Origin of the sequence: Nocardiopsis lambiniae (assembly GCF_031845465.1) — a bacterium.
GTDB classification, from domain to species: domain Bacteria; phylum Actinomycetota; class Actinomycetes; order Streptosporangiales; family Streptosporangiaceae; genus Nocardiopsis; species Nocardiopsis lambiniae.
The window spans coordinates 915,648-933,896 of the sequence record NZ_JAVREP010000001.1; the positions used below are offsets into that span (position 1 = coordinate 915,648).

Annotated in this window: 14 protein-coding genes; 12 read left to right on the forward strand and 2 right to left on the reverse strand. The window is 74.0% G+C overall.

What is annotated here, in order from left to right:
- The first annotated feature begins 249 nt into the window (after nucleotides 1-249).
- The 8 genes from grpE to RM479_RS04015 all read left to right on the forward strand — a co-directional run bounded on the left by grpE (nucleotide 250) and on the right by RM479_RS04015 (nucleotide 11,403).
- Nucleotides 250-807 (forward strand): nucleotide exchange factor GrpE, encoded by a 558-nt coding sequence (gene grpE, locus RM479_RS03980; RefSeq protein WP_274807507.1) that lies wholly within the window; start codon nucleotides 250-252, stop codon nucleotides 805-807.
- The gene (locus RM479_RS03985) at nucleotides 804-2,435 is read left to right on the forward strand and encodes an Hsp70 family protein (protein ID WP_311510321.1); all 1,632 of its coding nucleotides are present in this window, start codon (nucleotides 804-806) and stop codon (nucleotides 2,433-2,435) included. The genes grpE and RM479_RS03985 overlap by 4 nt, the downstream gene beginning before the upstream one ends.
- Nucleotides 2,436-2,510: 75 nt before the next feature.
- Nucleotides 2,511-5,384 (forward strand): hypothetical protein, encoded by a 2,874-nt coding sequence (locus RM479_RS03990; protein ID WP_311510322.1) that lies wholly within the window; start codon nucleotides 2,511-2,513, stop codon nucleotides 5,382-5,384.
- Nucleotides 5,381-6,586: a TRAFAC clade GTPase domain-containing protein gene (locus RM479_RS03995; protein WP_311510323.1), complete on the forward strand. Its 1,206-nt coding sequence runs from the start codon at nucleotides 5,381-5,383 to the stop codon at nucleotides 6,584-6,586. Before RM479_RS03990 ends, RM479_RS03995 begins: the two co-directional genes overlap by 4 nt.
- A 36-nt stretch (nucleotides 6,587-6,622) precedes the next feature.
- Entirely contained in the window at nucleotides 6,623-9,118 is a 2,496-nt protein-coding gene (locus RM479_RS04000; RefSeq protein ID WP_311510324.1) for a GTPase-associated protein 1-related protein, read from the forward strand.
- A complete protein-coding gene (locus RM479_RS04005; RefSeq protein ID WP_311510325.1) occupies nucleotides 9,115-10,752 on the forward strand; it encodes a TRAFAC clade GTPase domain-containing protein in 1,638 nt (545 codons plus the stop codon). The genes RM479_RS04000 and RM479_RS04005 overlap by 4 nt, the downstream gene beginning before the upstream one ends.
- Entirely contained in the window at nucleotides 10,749-10,907 is a 159-nt protein-coding gene (locus RM479_RS04010; protein WP_311510326.1) for a hypothetical protein, read from the forward strand. Before RM479_RS04005 ends, RM479_RS04010 begins: the two co-directional genes overlap by 4 nt.
- A 199-nt stretch (nucleotides 10,908-11,106) precedes the next feature.
- The gene (locus tag RM479_RS04015; RefSeq protein WP_311510327.1) at nucleotides 11,107-11,403 is read left to right on the forward strand and encodes a YciI family protein; all 297 of its coding nucleotides are present in this window, start codon (nucleotides 11,107-11,109) and stop codon (nucleotides 11,401-11,403) included.
- A 430-nt stretch (nucleotides 11,404-11,833) separates the two neighbouring features.
- On the opposite strand, the gene RM479_RS04020 is transcribed toward RM479_RS04015, so the two are convergent.
- Nucleotides 11,834-12,256, reverse strand: a complete 423-nt coding sequence (locus RM479_RS04020) for a VOC family protein (protein ID WP_311510328.1) — start codon at nucleotides 12,254-12,256, stop codon at nucleotides 11,834-11,836.
- A gap of 103 nt (nucleotides 12,257-12,359) precedes the next feature.
- Here RM479_RS04020 and RM479_RS04025 point away from each other — a divergent pair, with 103 nt between their 5' ends.
- Nucleotides 12,360-12,938 carry a TetR/AcrR family transcriptional regulator gene (locus RM479_RS04025; RefSeq protein WP_311510329.1) on the forward strand — a complete coding sequence of 193 codons (579 nt, stop codon included), beginning with the start codon at nucleotides 12,360-12,362 and terminating at the stop codon, nucleotides 12,936-12,938.
- A 65-nt stretch (nucleotides 12,939-13,003) separates the two neighbouring features.
- Here the strand turns inward: RM479_RS04025 and RM479_RS04030 are convergent, their stop codons facing one another.
- Nucleotides 13,004-13,435 carry a YkvA family protein gene (locus tag RM479_RS04030; RefSeq protein ID WP_311510330.1) on the reverse strand — a complete coding sequence of 144 codons (432 nt, stop codon included), beginning with the start codon at nucleotides 13,433-13,435 and terminating at the stop codon, nucleotides 13,004-13,006.
- Between the two features lie 680 nt (nucleotides 13,436-14,115).
- On the opposite strand from RM479_RS04030, the gene RM479_RS27575 reads away from it, so the two are divergent.
- The 3 genes from RM479_RS27575 to RM479_RS04045 are packed head-to-tail and all read left to right on the forward strand — an operon-like array spanning nucleotide 14,116 to nucleotide 18,230.
- Nucleotides 14,116-16,041, forward strand: coding sequence for a hypothetical protein (locus tag RM479_RS27575; protein WP_397221252.1), 1,926 nt, complete (start codon nucleotides 14,116-14,118; stop codon nucleotides 16,039-16,041).
- Nucleotides 16,042-16,098: 57 nt separating this feature from the next.
- A complete protein-coding gene (gene cpaB, locus RM479_RS04040) occupies nucleotides 16,099-16,881 on the forward strand; it encodes a Flp pilus assembly protein CpaB (protein WP_311510331.1) in 783 nt (260 codons plus the stop codon).
- Nucleotides 16,878-18,230: an AAA family ATPase gene (locus RM479_RS04045; protein WP_311510332.1), complete on the forward strand. Its 1,353-nt coding sequence runs from the start codon at nucleotides 16,878-16,880 to the stop codon at nucleotides 18,228-18,230. The genes cpaB and RM479_RS04045 overlap by 4 nt, the downstream gene beginning before the upstream one ends.
- Nucleotides 18,231-18,249: the final 19 nt, after the last annotated feature.

An 18,249-nucleotide genomic window follows, 5' to 3' on the forward strand; every position in this document is an offset into this window, starting at 1 on the left:
TCCCCTGCGGGTATCGGACGCCTCATCGGTCCATCGAAACCCACCCGGAAACCCCCGGATCACTTCTTCCCATATTTCGGCCATACTCCGAAAAAGTTCTTCAGAGAACAAAAGGAGGCTAATGTGAACAGGGTTTCGACACCCTTTGCCGAATAACGCGTTCCTCTTTTTTCCTCGGGGCGATTCGGAGTATGCTCGGAAAACGCAACCGGTAACGCCACGAGGAAATCGGCGGTGAAAGGCGGCCCGATGGCGGCGTCCGACGACACGGCACCCCCCGACTCCCCCCTCCCCCTGGAACGGATCCTCGCCTCCCTCGACGACCGGTTGGGCTCTCTCGACGAGCGCGCCCGGCACCGGGAGGCGGTGATCGACCGCCTGCACGCCGAGAACCGGGAACTGCGCTCGGAGCAGACCCGCGCCCTCTTCGACCCCGTCGTCACCGACCTCGTCCACCTGCACGATCAGCTCGACCGCGAGGCCCGGGGCCTGCGCGAACGCGGCGAGGGACGGTTGGCCGACCTGATGGTCGGCTTCGCCGACGACACCCTCCTGGCCCTGGAGCGGATCGGTGTCGAACCGATCGAGGCCGAGATCGGCGACCCCTTCCGGGCCGACCTGCACCGCCCCCTGTCGACCATCGACGATCCCGACCCGGCGCGGGCGAACACGGTCGCCGAGGTCACCGCCCCCGGTTTCCGCGACACCGTCACCGGCCGGATCCGCCGCAGGGTCCAGGCCCGTTTCTTCCGCCATGTCGGGCCGGCGCGCCCCGAAGAGGACGCCGCAACAGGGAAAGGCACATGACCACCTACGGAATCGACCTGGGCACCACCTACTCCTGCACGGCCTTCGTCGACGGCACCGGCCGGGCCACCGTCACCAAGAACGCCATGGGAAACGACACCACCCCCTCCGTCGTGTACTTCGAGTCCGCCCACAACGTCGTGGTCGGCGAAGAGGCCAAGAACACCGCCCTCCTCTTTCCCGACATGGTCGTCTCCCTGGTCAAACGGCAGATGGGCACCGAAGCCCGCTACGAGTTCCACGGCGGGTCCCACGGCCCCGAGTCGATCTCCGCGCTGATCCTGCGCGAGCTGGTCCGCGCCGCCGGTGAGCACACCCGGGACAAGGTCGAGGACGTGGTCATCACCGTGCCCGCCTACTTCGGCGTGCACGAGAAGGAGGCGACCCGACGGGCCGGCCTCATCGCCGGGCTCAACGTGTTGGACGTGGTGCCCGAACCGGTGGCGGCCGCCCTGCACTACCAGAGCCTGGACGCCGCCTCCGGGACCCGTCATCTGTTGGTGTACGACCTGGGCGGGGGCACCTTCGACACCACGGTGATCCGGGTGGAGGACGACGACGTGCGCGTGGTGTGCACCGACGGCGACCACCGCCTGGGCGGGGCCGACTGGGACGAGAAGCTCGCCGACCTGCTGTTGGAGCTGTTCACCGAGCGCCATCCCCGACCCGATCCGGCCGGGGACGAGCAGTTCCTCCAGGACGTGGCCGCCGCGTCCGAGCGGATCAAGTGCTCCCTGAGCACCCGTGAGCGCGCCCGGCACAACCTGCGCTTCGCCGGCGCGACGGTGCGCGTGGAGCTGACGCGCGGCGATCTGGAGGCGCTCACCTCCGATCTGCTGGAACGCACCCTGACCATCACGGAGCGCACCCTGGTCGCGGCGCGCGAACGCGGTGTGGAGTCCTTCGACGACGTCCTGCTCGTCGGCGGGATGACCCGCATGCCGGTGGTGGCCCGGTCCCTGCGCGAACGCTTCGGGTTCACCCCCCACCTGCACGAACCCGACCTGGCGGTGGCCAAGGGCGCGGCTCTGTTCGCCCTGGTGCGACAGGTCGAGAAGGTCATGGAGGAGCCGGGACTCGACCCCGTCGAACGCGCCCGCAAGGCCGAGGAGGTCGGCGCGGCCCTGGGCATCACCCGGGAGGAGGTGGAGCGGTTGGCGAACAAGACCGTCACGGGCGTGGCCCCGCGCGCGTTCGGGGTGAAGGCCACCGACGCCTCCGACCCCGTGTTCGCCCGCGACCCCGGCCGGGCCCGTCAGTACGTCAGTCACCTCATCCGGGCCAACACCCCGCTGCCGGTGACGGTGGAGGACGGCTTCGCGACGGTGTGGCCGAACCAGGAACAGGTCGAGATCGACGTGTGGGAACAGGCCGGATCGGTGGCCTCCGAGGAGTTGGAGCACAACGTCCGGATCGGGGACGCCCTGCTCACCGGGTTGCCCCAGGGGCCGGCCGGGACGCCGTTCCGGATCGAGTTCCGCCTGGGCGAGACCGGGATGCTCACCGTGCGCGGCTGGGATCCCGGCAACGGCAACGAGATCCGGTTCGACATCCGCATCGGCGGCATGGGCGAGGAGGAGGTGCGCCGGGCCCGGGACGCCATCGCGTCGATCCGCACCTCCGGGTGAGCGATGGCCCGCGTCCACGCGGGCGCGGGCGCGGAAGCGTTGTGAGGGCGGACTCTCCGAGGGGGCGACACGGCGATGCCCTGGGATGTACGGGAACGACGGCGGTACGAGGACGAGGTGCTGGCGGCGGCGCGCACCTGCGGGCCGCCCGCCGACCTGTTCACGCGCTACGGCGTCGGTCCCGCGTTGGAGCGGAGGCTGGCCGGGGACCCCGAGGGGTTCATCGCGCACGTCACGGCGGTGTGCACCTACTGGCGGGGGTTGCAGACGCGGCGGCGCACCCTGCGGCGGGTCCTGGTGGAGCTGATCGCGGCGCACGAGCGGCTGGGCCGGGAGGGCGCGCTCACCCATGAGCACTTCCGTCGGGTGCGGGCCGAGCGGACCCGACGGGCGATGGCGGAGTGGGCCGACATCGTCGACGGTCTCACCACCACCCTGCTCGACCGGTGGGCGTTGCGGACCATGGCGGGTTCGGTGGGGGTGCCCGAGGCGGACGCCGAACGCCTGCTGCGCGAACGGGGCGTACGGGTGGTGGAGCGGTTGCCGGAACCGCCCGTGCACCCGCCGATCCGGACCTTTCGGAGCCTGCGCGACAACCTGCGCACCCGGGGCGCGGTGTTCTCCCCGGAGGTGGTCTTCGGGGCGGGCCGGTTGGCGGGCGGGTTCACCGTGGTGGACGGGTTCCGGTTGGCCGACGGCGGAGTCCTGGACGACACGGCACTGAGCGCGGCGATCGCCCGCGTCCAGGTGGAGCCGATGACGGAGGGCAAGGCGGCGGCGGAGAGCGTCCTGGGGGTACTGCGCTCCTGTTCCTCCCGCGAGGAGCGCGACGCGGTGGCGTTATGGGAGGTCGCGGAGGATCTGCGGGCGCGCCCGGCGGAGTTGTCCGAGGCGGCGTTGGCCCGGCCCTGGGTACGGAGGGGGCTGACCGAGGCGGAGGCGACCCTGTTGGCGGCGGCGGTGCGCCGCCGCCCCGCCGGCTCCGACCGGATCTCCCGGGCCGAACGCGAGGTGCGCGACCTGTTGGCCGACGACCAGTTGCGCCAGGCCCAGGCGGCGATGGCGGAGTTGCCCCCCGATCACGGGCTGATCGCCCAGGTCCGTGACCGTGCGGCCCGGGTGGAGGAGCTGTCGCGGGAGGCGGAGGGGGCGCTGGGCGAGGGCCGTGACGAGGCGGCGGCCCGGGCGTTGGCACAGGCCTGCGCCCTCGCGGCCGACGACGAGGTGCTGCGGGCACGGCTGGGCGAGGTGCCGCCGTCGCCGCCCCGCGAGGTGCGGGCCCGGGTGGAGGGACTGGGCGCCGTGGTGGTGTGGCGCCCGAGCCCGAGCCTGGTGGGGCGGATCGGTTACCGGGTGGTGCGGCGGATCGGGCGGAGCGCGGGTGCCCGGGAGACGCCGATGGGCGAGGTGACCGGGACGGAGCTCATCGACCCCGAGCCGCCGGTGGGCGCGGAGATCCGTTACACGGTGCGGGCGGTGCGGGAGGACCGGGGCCTCTCCGAAGCGGTGGAGACGGATCCGGTGATGCTCACCCCCGAGGTCGAGGACCTGTGCGTGCGCGCCGGGGAGCACGGGATCTCGGGGTCGTGGCGGGTACCGCGGGAGGCGGTGCGGGTGGAGGTCGTGCGCGGTGAGGGCGCGCCGCCCCGGGCCGGGGACGGAACGCGGGTGACCACCGACGGGATGGGGTTCACCGACCCGGAGGTGCGCCCGGACGTGGAGTACTACTACCGGGTGCGGGCGGTGTACCTCACCTCCGGGGGGTCGGCGCGCGGCTCGGAGGGCCTGGTCAGGCGCGTGGTTCCGGGTCCGCCTCCGTCGCCGGTGACGGATCTGCTCGTGGTCCCGGACGGGGAGGGCGGGTTCGTGGCCTCGTGGACCCCGCCGCCGCGAGGCCGGGTGTCGTTGCGCGTGGACGCCGAGCCGCCGCCGTGGCCGGCGGGCGCCGCCGTGCCCCCGGCCGAGCTCGCCGCGCACGGGAGCGAACCGCCGGTCCTCGCCGCCACGACCGGGGCGGAGGCGCCGGACGTGACCGCCGGACCGCCCCGCGGTGCTTCGGCGCCGCCGGCCCGGGACACGCACACGGACGCGACCACGGCCGGAGGTCCGGGCCCGACGGCCGGCGCCGGAGAACCGGGTACCGCCACGGCCGGGAGGATCGGAGGCGCCGAGGAGAGCGGGGAACCGCCCCCGGTTCCGACGACGTCACCCGGTGTCGGACGGGCGCGCGTGCGCATCCGGCTGGAGCCGGGGACGCACCACGTGGTGGCGGTGACCTCCCGCGGCGACCAGGTCGTGGTCGGTGACCGGGTCCGGGTGGCGGCCGTGCCGGCGGTGACGGGATTGCGCGCGCAGCGGTTCGGCGACGTGGTCCGGCTGGCCTGGGTCTGGCCGGAGGAGGCGGCCACCGCCGTGGTCGCCTGGCGACCGGCCGCCTCGGCGGTGTCGCCCCTGGTACCGTCGCCGACCGTCCCCGCCGACGGACCCCGGGAGGCGGTCTCCGACCGCCCGCGGTACGAGGCCGAGGGCGGGTTCGAGGCGTCGATGGGCCCCGGTCCGGTGCGGGTGACCGTGCGGTCCGTCGTCGGCGGCGTCGTCGGCCCGCCCACCGCCCTCACCGTCCCGGGGTGGGCGGCGCTGGACTACCACGTCTCCCCCGCCGGGCTGCTGCGCCGGGAGCGCGAGATCGTGCTCGTCGCCGACACGGACTGCGTCACCCCCGAGATCGCCGTCGTCTACGCCGAGGGCGCCTTCCCCCCGGACCGTGTCGACCAGGGGCGGGTGCTGGCCGTGTTCCCGCCCCACCACCTGAGCGCGGGTCAGCGGTCGTCCTTGCGGGTCCGCCCGCCGCGCGCCGAAGGCACCGCCTGGCTGGTGTGCCTGCCCGTCGGCGAGGACGCCGCCGGCGCCCGGTTGTGTCAACCCTCGGTGAAGGAGCTCCGCCTGTGACACCGCTCGACCTTCTGCGCCCGACGCGCGGCGACCGCCTGGTGTGCCCCTACTGCTACACCCGGTTCACCGAACGGCTGATCCTGTTCCGGTGCGGTGGCCGTCCCGGACCGGACGGCCGCCGCTGCGCCCCCGTCGAGGACACGGCGATCCGCGCCCATCTGGGCAGACGCGAACGCCTGCCGCCGGTGTTCGCCGCCGACGGCCGCCGCGCCCGGGCGCTGTGCCCCGACTGCGGCGTGCCCACCGGGGCCCAGGTGTGCGTCACCTGTCACGCTCGGCTCCCGGTGAACTTCGGGCGCATCCCGGGCCGGCTCATCGCGCTGGTCGGCGCCAGGGAGGCGGGCAAGACCGTGTTCATGACCGTGCTCATCCACGAGCTGATGCACCGGGTGGGCGCGCGTTTCCAGGCCTCGGTGGGCGGGTCCGACGATCACACCCGGCACCGCTTCCACACCGACTACGAGTCGCCGCTCTACGACGACGCCCGGCTGCTCGGCGCCACCCGCCGCACCGGGGTGGCGCGCGAACCCCTGGTGTTCCGGTTCACGTCCCGGCGGCGCGGTCCGCTCGGCCGCCGCCCCCGACACACGCTGTTGTCGTTCTTCGACACGGCGGGCGAGGACCTCACCACCGAGGCGAGCGTGGAGACCAACCTGCGCTACCTGGACAACGCCGACGGGATCATCCTGCTCCTGGACCCGCTGCGGATGCGGGGCGCCCACGCCGAGGCCGCCCCGGGTACCCCGCCACCGCCGCGGGACCGGTCCGACCATCCGCCGTTGGACATGCTGAGCAGGGTCACCGACCTGCTGTTGCGCCGGACCGGGTCGCCGTCGCGGCTCATCCCGGTGCCGATGGCGGTGTGCCTGACCAAGCTCGACGTGTTCCACGACGCGCTCGACCCGGGGTCGCCGCTACGCCGTCCCCAGCCCGACTCCCCCTACTTCGACGAGTCCGACAGCCGCGACGTGCACGCCCAGATCCGCCGTTTGCTGCACCGGTGGGACGGGGGCCGGATCGACGCGCACATCACCAACCACTACGCCGAGGCCAGGTACTTCGGGGTGTCGGCGCTGGGGCACGCGCCCGACGCCGAACAGCGTCTTCAGGGCGGGGTGCGCCCCTACCGGGTGGCCGACCCGTTCCTGTGGATGCTCGGGGGGTTCGGCGTCGTCCCCTCCCGTGAGGGGCGGTCCTGATCCGTGGCGATCACCGAGGGGCGGAGGTCCCGGTCGATGGGTTTCGCGCAGCTCTACTACACCTCGTGCGAGCAGGGGCTGTCGGGGTACGCGGGCTACCAGTTCAACGCGGCGACGCCGGGGGTCGACCAGGGGGTGCTGCGCGAGGTGGAGCGGTTCACGGTGTACGAACCGCCCCGGTCGGATCCGGCCGACCGGGTGGAGGGGCACCCGGTGAACCTGTGCTACTCCCCCGACCTGGGCGGGTACCCGGTGGTGAGCCGGATCGTCTCGTGCGGCCCGGATCCGTCCGGGCGTCCGGGCAACTACTTCGCGCACAGCCTGGTGGGATCGGGCGGGCCGCTGCCCGCCGAGCTGTGGGACGCCGATTTCTGGGTGTCGTCGCCGGTGGCCGATCCGTACCTGCCGGTGTTGGAGGTGGGCGGCGGCCCGCTGGACCGGGCGCGCACCGACGCCTGGGTGCGCCGTCGCCCCGCGGAACTGGTGGCGCGGTTGCTCGCGGCGGTGGACGGCGCGGTCGGCGGGGAACGGCCGGTGGTGCTGGTCGCCGACAGCGCGACGGTCGCGCACTGGGTGGCCGCCCTGGCCCATCTGTTGCCGCCACGACGGGCCCGGGGGCTGGCGTTCGCGACCTACAGCGCCAGCCCGGAGGAGACGTTCGCGCACGTGGTGGGCGTGCCGCCGGGAAGCGACCTGGAGCCCTTGCGGGGCCGGTTCACCGTGGTGGATCCGGTGCTGGGCACCGTGGACGCACTGCCGGAACCGTCATCCCGGACCATGGTGGTGGCGGCCCGGTCGGTGGCGGCGGGCACCGTGGGCGCCGAGGCGCTGTGGCGGTCGGCAGGACGGCACGCCGGCGGCCGGGAGGAGTCGTTGGCGGACTGGTACCCGGTGCTGACCGCCGCCGACCTGCTCGCCCACGGGGCGGCCGACGTGTCGGTGGCGGATCTGCGGGCGGTGCGCTCCTGGTTGTCGGCGGCGGTGGAGTGGTTGCCCGCGGCCGACGCCGCGTCCTTGGTGGGGTCGGTCGTGGACGGCGGCGGCGCGGACGACCACGGTCTGGTCGACCTGCAACGGGTGGCGCACCGGACGGGGTCGGTCGCGACGATCGGGCGACTGGAGCGAGTGCTGGTCCACCGGTGCCTGGACGGGATCGCGACGGGCACGCCGGTCCCGGCCCTGCGTCCGATGCGGTCCGAAGCGGTGCGGACGGCCGCACGCGAGCGGATCACCGATCTGTTGTCGGCGCCGTTCGTCGGAGGCGATGACACCGGATGGACGGCGCCGGAGCGGGCGGCGGAGGTGCTGCGCTGGGCCCGGGCCTGCGGCCTGGTGCCGTCGGCGCTGGCCTTGGAACGGTACGGGCGGGGGGTGGTGGCCCCGCTGTTGGCGGCGGCCCCGCCCGACGAGGATCCCGCGCCGGCCGTCGCCGCCCTGCTCGGCGCGCACCCTGAGATACGGCGGGGTACGGCGACCGGGCTGGCCGACCTGCCCCGGCCCCGGCTCGGCGCGCTGGCGTCCGGGCCGACGGGTGCGCTGTTCACCGACGGCGGCGGCGCGCTGCTGCGCGAACTGCGCCGGTTGGGCACCGACGGACGGGCCGACCCGGCCCGGCTGTTGGCGGACGTGGCGGCGATCCGCGCCGAGGGCCGGGAGGCGGGCGCCCCGGGGGTGGCCGCGCACGATGTGGACGCGGCGCTGCTGACGGAGGTGTGGGGTCCGGGGCACGGGCCACGGGCGGCCCTGGGGTCGTTGCGGGTGCTGGGCCCGGGGCTCCGGGTCGCGGCGGACGTCGCCGGCTGGGTGGCGGGGGCGGTGGTCGCCGTTCCACCGGCGGACGCCGAACCCTCCTGGCACGCGTTGGCCGAGGAACTGGCGGGGCATCCGCTCCGCGATCTGCTCCCCGGCGAGGCGACACGGGCGCTCGGGGACCGGTCGGCGGTGGGCGTGGCCCTCGTCGCCTGGGCGAACACGCTCGGGTCCCCCTCCCGCGCGCCCGAGCGGGGGTCCCCGCCGGAGGAACCCGGGCGCGGCCCGGGACCGACCGGGGCGGAGGAGCGTGGACCCTGGCGCGGGGGGTGGCGACCGGCGGCGCGCGCGTGCCCGGCCGACCCGTGGGCGCTGCTGGACCGGGCGCACCCGACGGTGGCCGAGGTCGCACGGCGGACGGCCGCCGCGTTCCTGCTCGACCGGTGGGATCCGGAGACGGTGGCGCCGGTGTTGCGGGAGTGCCCGGAGTCGGTCTTCGAGGCCTACCGCGCGCTGGCCGCACGACGGCTGCGCGACGACCCCCCGGACGTGGGGACCGCCGCCCGGGTGTACCTGGTGGCGGGACGTCCCGAACTCGGGCGGGCACGGGCGTCGGACGTGGAGCGCGAGGTGCTGCTCCCCGCCCTGAGCGGCTGGAGGCGGCGGCACACGACCCAGTTGCGCCGCAGGCTGCCGCGCGAGGAGGCGGCCGGGTTCGAGGGGTGGGCACGGGAGCACCGGGTCCGCCGCGGCCTGTTCGGTTTCCGGGAGGGCCGACGATGACCGGGCGGGGAGGGACGGGCGCGCCGTCCCCCACCGCGCGAAGGGACGATCGCGGCCGACCGCCGCGGGCGGGTCCGTCGGCGGCCGTCCGTTCCCCGGGGAGGGCGGCGGCCGGCACGCACGGGCGGGACGACGGGGCCGCGCGTCCGGCGGCCGTCCTGCTGGGGATCCTGCTGCCGGTGGGGGTCGGCGTCGTCGTGGTGGTGTTCCGCTGGTGGATCCTGGCGGCGGTGGTGACCCTGCTGGTGGGCGCCGGGGTGGTGGTCGCCGTGGCGGGGCTGTGCGTGCTCACCGGGGTGTACCTGCGCGAGGTGCACCGGGTGATGTTCCTGGGCGATCACCCCGGGGAGCCCTCCTCCGGGGAGCGCGAGGACCCCGCGCACCGGGGCTACCACGGCGGTCCGGCCTGGTGGGATCTGTGCGCGGTGGCGGGACGCACCTGGCGGGCGTCGGCCCTGTGGGGGGTGCTGCTGCTCCCCCACATCACCGCGTACGCGCTCGTGGTGGGCGGCTATCTGGCGGTGGCCTGGAGCCTTGCCGGTCTGCTGCGGCTGGTGGACACGGGATTGCGGACGGTGCGACGGATCCGGATGGTGTGCCCGGAGTGCTACCGGCGGCTGCCCTACCCGTCGTACCTGTGCGGACGGTGCGGCCGGCGGCACGACAAGGTCCGTCCGGGCGCGCGCGGTCTGGTGCGGCGGCGCTGTCGGTGCGATCGCACCCTGCCGACACTGATCCTGCTGGGCGCGGCCGACCTGGAGACGCTGTGCCCGCACTGCGATCGGCCCTTGGAGCACCGGCCGGGCGAGTCCCGGGAATTCCCCCTGCCGCTGTTCGGCGGTACCGGTGCGGGCAAGACCCGGCTGGCGGCGGGCCTGCACCTGGCCCTGGCCCAGGCGGCGCTGCGCGATCCGAACGCCTACGTCGAGCCGGTCGGCGAGGAGGCGGCGCGGAGTGCGCGCGAGGGCGCGCGGGCGTTGACCCCCGGGCACCGGACCCGGCCCACCCCGCCGGGGCGCAAGGTGCGCGCGGCGACGGTGCGGCTGGGCGCGGGGCGCAGGACCCTGGTCCTCCAGGTGTTCGACGCCGCCGGGGAGCGGTTCAACCGTTCGACGACCGCCGAGGAGTTGACCTACCTGGGTGAGGCGTCGACGTTCGTGCTGGTGGTGGATCCCCTGGGGATCCCGGCGGTGTGGCGTTGCCTGACCGCGGACGAACGGGGACGGCTGGCCGGGGAGCGTTCGCACACCCGCGACCCGGAGTTGGCCTACGGAGCGGTGCGCGACGAGGTCCAACGGCAGTGGCGGGCCCTGGGGCGCGGTCCGGCGGGGAGCCGGTTGGCGGTGGTGATCACACGGGCCGATCTGGTCCGGGGCACGTCGGTGGATCCGGCGGGGACGCCGGTGGAGGAGTGGGCCGGCCGGCGGTTGGGGCTGGGCAACCTGTTGGCGGCGGCCCGGGCGGACTTCGGTTCGGTGCGGGTGTTCCCGACGTCCTCGGTGACCGGGCCCGACGGGCGGGCGGACCCGAGCCTGGACGTCCTGTCGGCCTGGCTCCTGGAGCGGCAGGGGCGGGCGTTCGCGGCGTTGACGCGCGCCCCGGTGGCCGCGGACGTGGGGGGAGGGGACCCGTGACCCCGCCGGCGCACCGGACCGCACGGCGGCTCATCGCCGTCACCGTCTACGTGCTGGCGGTCGCCGCGACCCTCATGGCGGTGGCAGCCCTGCTCTGGGCCGGCTCGACCCTGGTCGAGCACGCCTGGGAGCACGCCGCCCACCGCGCCCGATGACCGCGGCTTCGGCCCGGAGCGACGGTCGGGTCCCGCCCGCGGGCCGCACCATCGCCGCGTCCGGCACCGGCGCCTCGTCCCCCTGCGTCCGGCCGGACGGCACCCCCACCGGCATGACACGGCCACCCGGCGCGACCGGCCGGGACCGGGTCCGCGATCATGGTCGGTACCGGACCACAGCCACGAGGAAGGACGCCGTATGGCCGTCTACGCCATCACCTACGTCTACGCCGAGAACAGCGACGCCGCCCGGGACGAGCACCGTCCCGCGCACCGCGAGTACCTGGGCGGGCTCACCGAACAGGGGATCAACCTGTGCTCGGGGCCGTTCGGCGCCCAGGACGCCCCCGGTGCCCTGCTGCTGTTCCGCGCCGACTCCGCCGAGGAGGTGCTGGCCCTGACCGAGAAGGACCCGTTCCGTCTGGAGGGTGTGGTCACCGACGTCCAGGTCCGTGAGTGGATCCCGGTGCTGGGCCCGCTGGCCGAGCACTTCTAGGAGGCGGTGGCGGATCGGGGCGGCCCTCGCCCCTCCTGATGGCGCCGTGCCCGAGTGGGGACACCGGGTTCGGTGGAGGTGAGGGCGTTCTCCGCCCGTGCCCGTTCGCCGGGAGCGGCCCGAGCCGATCCGCCGTACGCCACCTCCACCGGCCGCCGCACGAGCACCTCGCCGAGGTCGACGCCGGCCGGGGCCTCGTCTCGGCATGGGTGGACACCGACGTCGACGAAGGTCTCCCGGTTCCCGGGCCCGCGACGCGGGGCCGTCCCGGCGACCACGTCGGTGTCTTCCGGGAGGGGCCGTCGTCCGAGCGTTCGCGCGGTGGCCGGGGCCGTGAAGGATACGGGTGCCACCGCCGGCCCTGCCCGCGCGACGCGGTCGGCGCCACGACGTCGTCCGTCGCAGCGCCGACCGCGAGGATCGCCTCGGGCTACGCCGGGAGCAGCCCGTTGTCCTCCATCCAGCGCGGGTCGGGCCGCACCCTCTGGAGGATCTCCACGAAGAGCCCCTGCGGACCGGCGATCTGGAAGCGGTACTGCCCCCAGGGTTCGCGGACCAGGGGCAGGACGATCTCCAGGCCGGCGTCGCGCAGGCGCTTCTCCTCCGCCTCGACGTCGGGGACGAGGAAGGCCAGGAGGGTCCCCGCCACCGTCCGGCCGCGCAGCCCCTCCGGGGAGGATCCGTGGTCACGGGAGACGAAGTCCAGCGAGACGTTCTCGTGCCGCGGGTGCCGGGTGTTGACGTACCAGCCGATGTCGACGCCGAGTTCGAAACCGAGGTGTTCGACGAACCAGTCGGCGGCCTGACGGGGCTCGTCGCACAGGACGGCCATGCCGATGAGGTCCACGTGCACGGTGACTCCTTGGGGTAGGCTGTTTACCACTTCAAGCAAAGTACTACGCCTGAAGTTATCAGGCAACACCTTTCCTCTCCCCAGGAGAAAGAGGAGGCAGGAAGTGGTCCGTAGGAACCCCGAACGCCGCCGCGCGCTCTTGGACGCGGCCATCGACGTGCTCGCCGAGGAGGGCGCCCGCGGACTCACCTTCCGCGCGGTGGACTCCCGTGCGGGCGTCCCCGTGGGAACGGCGTCCAACTACTTCACCGACCGCGCCCAGCTGCTGTTGCAGGCCGGCGCGCACGTCCACGTGCGGCTGACGCCCACCGAGGAGTTCATGGAGGGCTTCGTCGGCGGCGCACCGAGCCGGGAGCAGACCCGTGTGGGCATGCAGGACCTGCTGCGCCGGGTGAAGTCCGATCGCAACGGTTACCTGGCCCTCCTGGAACTGCGCCTGGAGGCCAACCGGCACCCGGGCATCCGGGAGGAGCTGACCCGCACCATCCGCGACACCCTGGAGGACAACGTGCGCCTCCATCTGGAGGGCGGGTTCCCCGGGGACCGCTCCACGGTGATCACGCTCTACCTGGCGATGACCGGATTGTTCGTGGAGCACCTGACCCTGCCCGACGTGCTCGGCGACGACGACGTCCGCGCCCTCGTGGACCGGATGATCGACACGATCGTGCCTCCCGGCTGACGTCGTCCCCGAGCGCACCGAGGGCGGATCCCGGCCGGGATCCGCCCTCGGTGTTCGTCGTGGGATCAGCGCTGGGCGCGCGTGCCCGGGGTCTGCCGTCCCGGAGCGTCGTGGCCCTGCGGACCGGCGCCGGACCGGCCCGGGTCTGCCTGGTCGAAGGCCTGCTGCGCCCGGTCCTGGCGCTCCTTCTCGATGAACCGCTCGCTCTCGCCCAGGACCATGGTGGTCAGCCACACGGCGGCACCGACGTCGTCGGTCAGGCCGAGCAGGGGCACGAACAGTTCCGGGATGAAGTCGATCGGAGAGACGATGTAGAGGACCAGGGCGAACATCCCGAACAGCTTGGCGCCGCTCATCTCCGGGTAGCGTCCGCGTATCTTGGCGCCGAGCATGCGCGGGACGGCTCCCACTCGCTGCCACACCGAGATGCGGCCGTCGGTGTTCTGGATGACCTGCCAGGCGGCGGCGCCCGCCGCGGCGCGGTTCTCCTTGCGCATGGTTCGTCTCCTCTGGGGGGGCACTCGGCTTCTCACGATATGACGCGAAGCCCGTCTAGATGGTTCCCGGTCAGGGGCGCGTCAATCCTGGACGAGACGAACGCGACACCCGGGTTCCCCCCAGAGGTCACGGCGACCCCTGCGGCAACGTCGGGCGACATGCGCCCCACACGCGGAGGAAACCCCGGTGGGGTTGTCCACAACCGGCCCCTGGTCCCTGGTGACGGGAGAAAAAGGAGGGCATTCTAGGGGGGTCATCACGAACGGTGCACATGCACGGGCGGACCGACGCACACTGGTAGAGAAAGAGGGGACCCGAGAAGTCGCAGAACAAAACCGACAAATTTTGCAAATACTGACCAAGCCATGCGATGGTCCGCTGTCCACACCTTGGCCACATCCGGCCATCGCCGCCCTTCTCCCACGGTGGACGAGGGCGCACGAGGCGCGGACGACCCATCCCTCACGGCCTGCCCGGGAGACCCGACGACCGAGCCGGATTCGGCCCGACGGCCCCCCGACCGCCCGAGGTCATCATCGGCCCCACGATGATCACGGCAAATGCGAGGCCTCCCGCGTCCTGGCACACATTCGTTACGATGCGACCGAGTGGGGCATTCCGCACGGAAGGCCATCCGGCATATCCCACCCCAGCGCGCAGAACCGATGGAGCTTGCCCAGTGTCCACAGCCCTACCTCGGTCGGCGACGGCCGTCGCCCTGTTGGCGGACATCCCCAGCACGGGTCATGTGGGCGAGGTCCGGGCGCAGCGGTTCGCGATGCACGGAGACGGCATCGGCGAACGCAGCGCCGCGTTCGTCGCCTTCGCCCGGCAGCAGACCGCCGCGGGCCGCAAGATCGTCGCGCTGTACCCCGCCTGGCGGGCGGACGACGCCGCCCGGGCCGTGAACTTCGCCCGTGGCGCCCTGCGCACCGACCACATCGCCGGCATACCCCTGGACCTGTCCCCGCTGGCCCTGTCCCTGGTCGCCGATCAGCTCACCTACCTGGCGCCCTACCTGCCACCGGGCATGGTCGCCGCGCTGTGCAACGAACTCCCCCGCCACCTGCTCGCGGGGGCGTGGCTCAAGACCGTGTCGGGTCTGGAGACCATCCCCACCTCGATGCGCCAGCACATGGGCTCCTACGCGCCGGCGGTGTCCTTCCTGGCCTACTGCGCGCCCACCCCGAGAGTGGAGCGGCTGCGACCCTCCGAGGTGGCCCGCCGCCTGCCCTTCCGCCCGGTGCAGCCGGTGCAGCTGCTGTGCTCCACCCCGGACCCGACCATCACGGGGATCTTCGACGACAACCTGCCGCAGGCGATCCAGCCGGTCGCCACCCGGACGCTGCCCGCCCAGCCCCTGGGCCCCGAGTACTGGGGGACCGCCAAGTACGTGGAGTTCGTGGCGCTCAGCGCCCATCCGCAGGCGCTCGCCTACGCGGCGGGCGCGGTGCGGGCCTCGTCCTGTTCCTGGTGCGGTGAGCCGATGACGGGGGCGCCCTGTCCCTTCTGCGCGGCGGGCGCGGCCCGCAGCCCGCTGCGGACCCGTATGACCCCGGATCGGGGCACACCGGATGAGCGGCCCCGTCGCCCCGACGTCCCCGTGCGCGACCGTCACGACAGTGGCCCGTGGTCGTCGGCCCTCGGCGGTGGGAGCGTTCCATCGAGGCCGCGCGCCGAGGACCCGCCCCCCGATCCACGCGCCACCGGAGAGCACGCCCTCGTCTCCGACGCGCCGGCAGGTGCCGGCGACGTGGCCGCTCGGGCCGCGAACCCGATGCCCGACCCTCGCACCACGGGTGAGTACGCGGTCTCCCCGGGAGGGCTCTCCGGCGGCACCGCCGCCCGGGCCGACGCCCATCGCCCGGAGGGGCATCGGTCGGCTCCGGCGCCCGCCGACGCCCACCACGACGGCGCGCGTCCGGCACGCGACCCCCGTGTCACCGGGGAGCACACCTTCGTTCCCGGCGCACCGGCCGCCAACGGGCACCGCCCCGACGGCCCGGCGCCGCTGGGCGCCCGGCGCCGGTACGGGGACGAGCACACGGGCACCGGCGGTGCCCCGACCCCCGATCCCCGGACCACGGGCGGGCACGCCTTCGTCCCGGGCGCACCGGCGGCCAACGGGAACGGTACGGGGCCGGCCCCCGTGCGGAGGGAGTTCCCCGGCGCCCCGAGCACCGAAGACCCTCCCACCGACTCCGGGGCATGGGCGCCGGTGTCCGTCACCGCGAACGGGCGGCGCCCGGACGCCCTCCCTTCCGACCCTGGCGCCGGACCACCCCTGACGGGCCCGGGGGCGACCTCCGCGACGCCCACCGGCGCTCGGGGCCCCGACCCCCACCCCGCCCGCACCCACGACCACGAGCGGCACGGCGATCACCACCTCACCCTGGAGGCCGAGGCCCTGCCACCGATCACCGTCGACGAGGCCGCCTGGCACTCCACCGTCGACGGCCGTCCCCACGACGCGCCCCGACCGCCCACGGGCCCACGCCCACCCGATGCCCCCGGACCACAGCCCGCCTCCTCCGAACGACCCGAGAACCCGCCGCTCGCGGGACGCGCCCCGCGCCCCGAAGCCCCCCGGACCTACTCCCGGTAGGACCCCGGCCCCGGACGGGTCGCCCGCAACGAGCCTGGAAACGGAAAGACACCTCCCATGAACCCCCGTCAGCGACGCGGCGTCCTCCTCATGGTCGTGGCCGCCCTCGGAGCCGTCGCCGTGTTCGTCTCCGTCTTCACCTACCTCGACGCCAGGGAGGAGCGGCTCGGCGACTTCGCGACGGTCCTGCGCCTGGCCGAGGACGTGGACGCCTACCAGCCCCTCGGCCCGGACTCCGTCGAACGCGTGCAGGTACCGAGCATGTACTTCGACCCCGAGGTGTTCCTCGGCGACCTGTCCGAGATCGAGACCCCCTCCGACCAGCAGCTCGTCGCCGCCTCCCACCTGGAGGCCGGCGTGTACCTGCAACGGGGCATGGTGCAGCCACAGCCCACCCTCACCACCGGGGAGCGCGAGATCGCGATCATGGTCGACGCCGAGACCGGGGTCGCCGGCAAGGTCCAACGAGGTTCGTTCGTCGACATCTACGCCACCTTCCAGCCCCGCGACCACGGCCAGGCCTGTGCGGTGCGCATCCTGACCGAGGTCGAGGTCCTCGACATCGGCGAGCTGCGCACCCAGGAGACGAACACCGGCGGTGTGGCCGGGGTCGTCCCGGTGACGTTCCGGTTGGAGCCCCAGGCCGCGCTGCGCCTGGCCTACGCCGAGGACTTCTCCACCAAGATGCGACTGGCGCTGGTGAGCGCGGCGGGCGGCGGCAGCCCGGGCGACTCCGAGTTCTGCAGCGAGGACATGGACGATCTCGTCGGCGGGGGCGGACCCGACGAGGGCAGCGGGACCACCGACGACCGGACCGCCCCGTGGGGAGGCGGGCGATGAACTTCCGTGTCCTGGCGGGCATGCCCACCTCCGAGACGGAGATGGTGCTGGCCGCGCGCTTCGACGAGTTGACCTCCGCCGACCTCGTGGCCGTCCGGTCCACGACGGCCGCGCTGATCGACGCCGCCGGGGAGTTCCCCGAACTCGACGTCGTCCTCATCCACCAGGATCTGGGCCCGGCCCCGGTGTTCGACGCCATACGCGACCTGTCCCATCGGCACCCGCAGTTGGCGATCCTGCTGGTCTCCTCCGCCATGGACCCCGAGACCTTCACCGGGGCCATGGAGGCGGGGGCCCGCGGCGTGCTGGCGGCCGACTCGGGCATCGCCGAGCTGGAGAACCGGATCGTCCGGGCCGCCGACTGGTCGCGCACCCTGCGCCGCCACCTGGAGTCGGCCTCCCTCGACCTGCCCGCGTCCGGGGTGCGCGGCCGGGTCCTGGCGATCAGCGGCGCCAAGGGCGGGGTGGGGACCACCACCTGCGCGGTGCACCTGGCGTTCACGGCGGCCGCCGCCGGTCGGGTCGTGTGCCTGGTCGACCTGGACCTCCAGACCGGCGATCTGCCCGCCTTCCTCAACCTGCGGCACCGCCGCTCCATCGGCGACCTGGCGGGCAGCGGCGACGAGATCACCCCCGGCATGTTGTCGGAGACCCTGTACGTGGACCCGCGCGGACCGCACGTCCTGCTCGCCCCCGAGCACGGCGAACGCGGGGAGGACGTCACCGCCCGGGTCGCCCGTCGGGTGCTGACCGCGCTGCGCTCGCGCTACGAGCTGGTCGTGGTGGACTGCGGCGCCACCATGAACGACGCCACCGCCATGGCGGTGGAGCTCGCCGATCGCTCCGTCGTCACCGTCACCCCCGACGTGCCCGCGCTGCGCGGCGCCCAACGGTTGATGGCGATGTGGGAACGCCTCCAGATCCGCTCCCACCAGGACGTGTACACGCTGGTCACCAGGCACAGCCGGAAGAACGAGATCCAGCCGGACTTCCTGCGCCAGCTGCTCGACACCAAGGTGCTGCGCACCCCCGTCCCCGCCTCCTACCGAGGTCTGGAACCGGGTGAGAACAACGGCGATCCCACCAAGGTCACCGATGAGGGCCTGCGCAAGGCGTTCTCCCGGTTGGCCGCCGAGCTGGACCTGCTGAGCCCGCCGGCCCAGGGCGGCAACGGCAAGGGCGGAGCGCCCACCCCGCCGAGCGGTCTGGCCGGTCTGCGCGCCGTGGCCGAGACCAACCCGTCCACCCGTGACGTGTCGGGGTTCCTCAACGCCTCGGTCTCCGACTCGGGCCGGATCGGCACGGGCGGCGGTCGCGATCCGGGAGGTCACGGTGGTTTCGGTGGCTGACACCGGCGCCGCCCGCCGC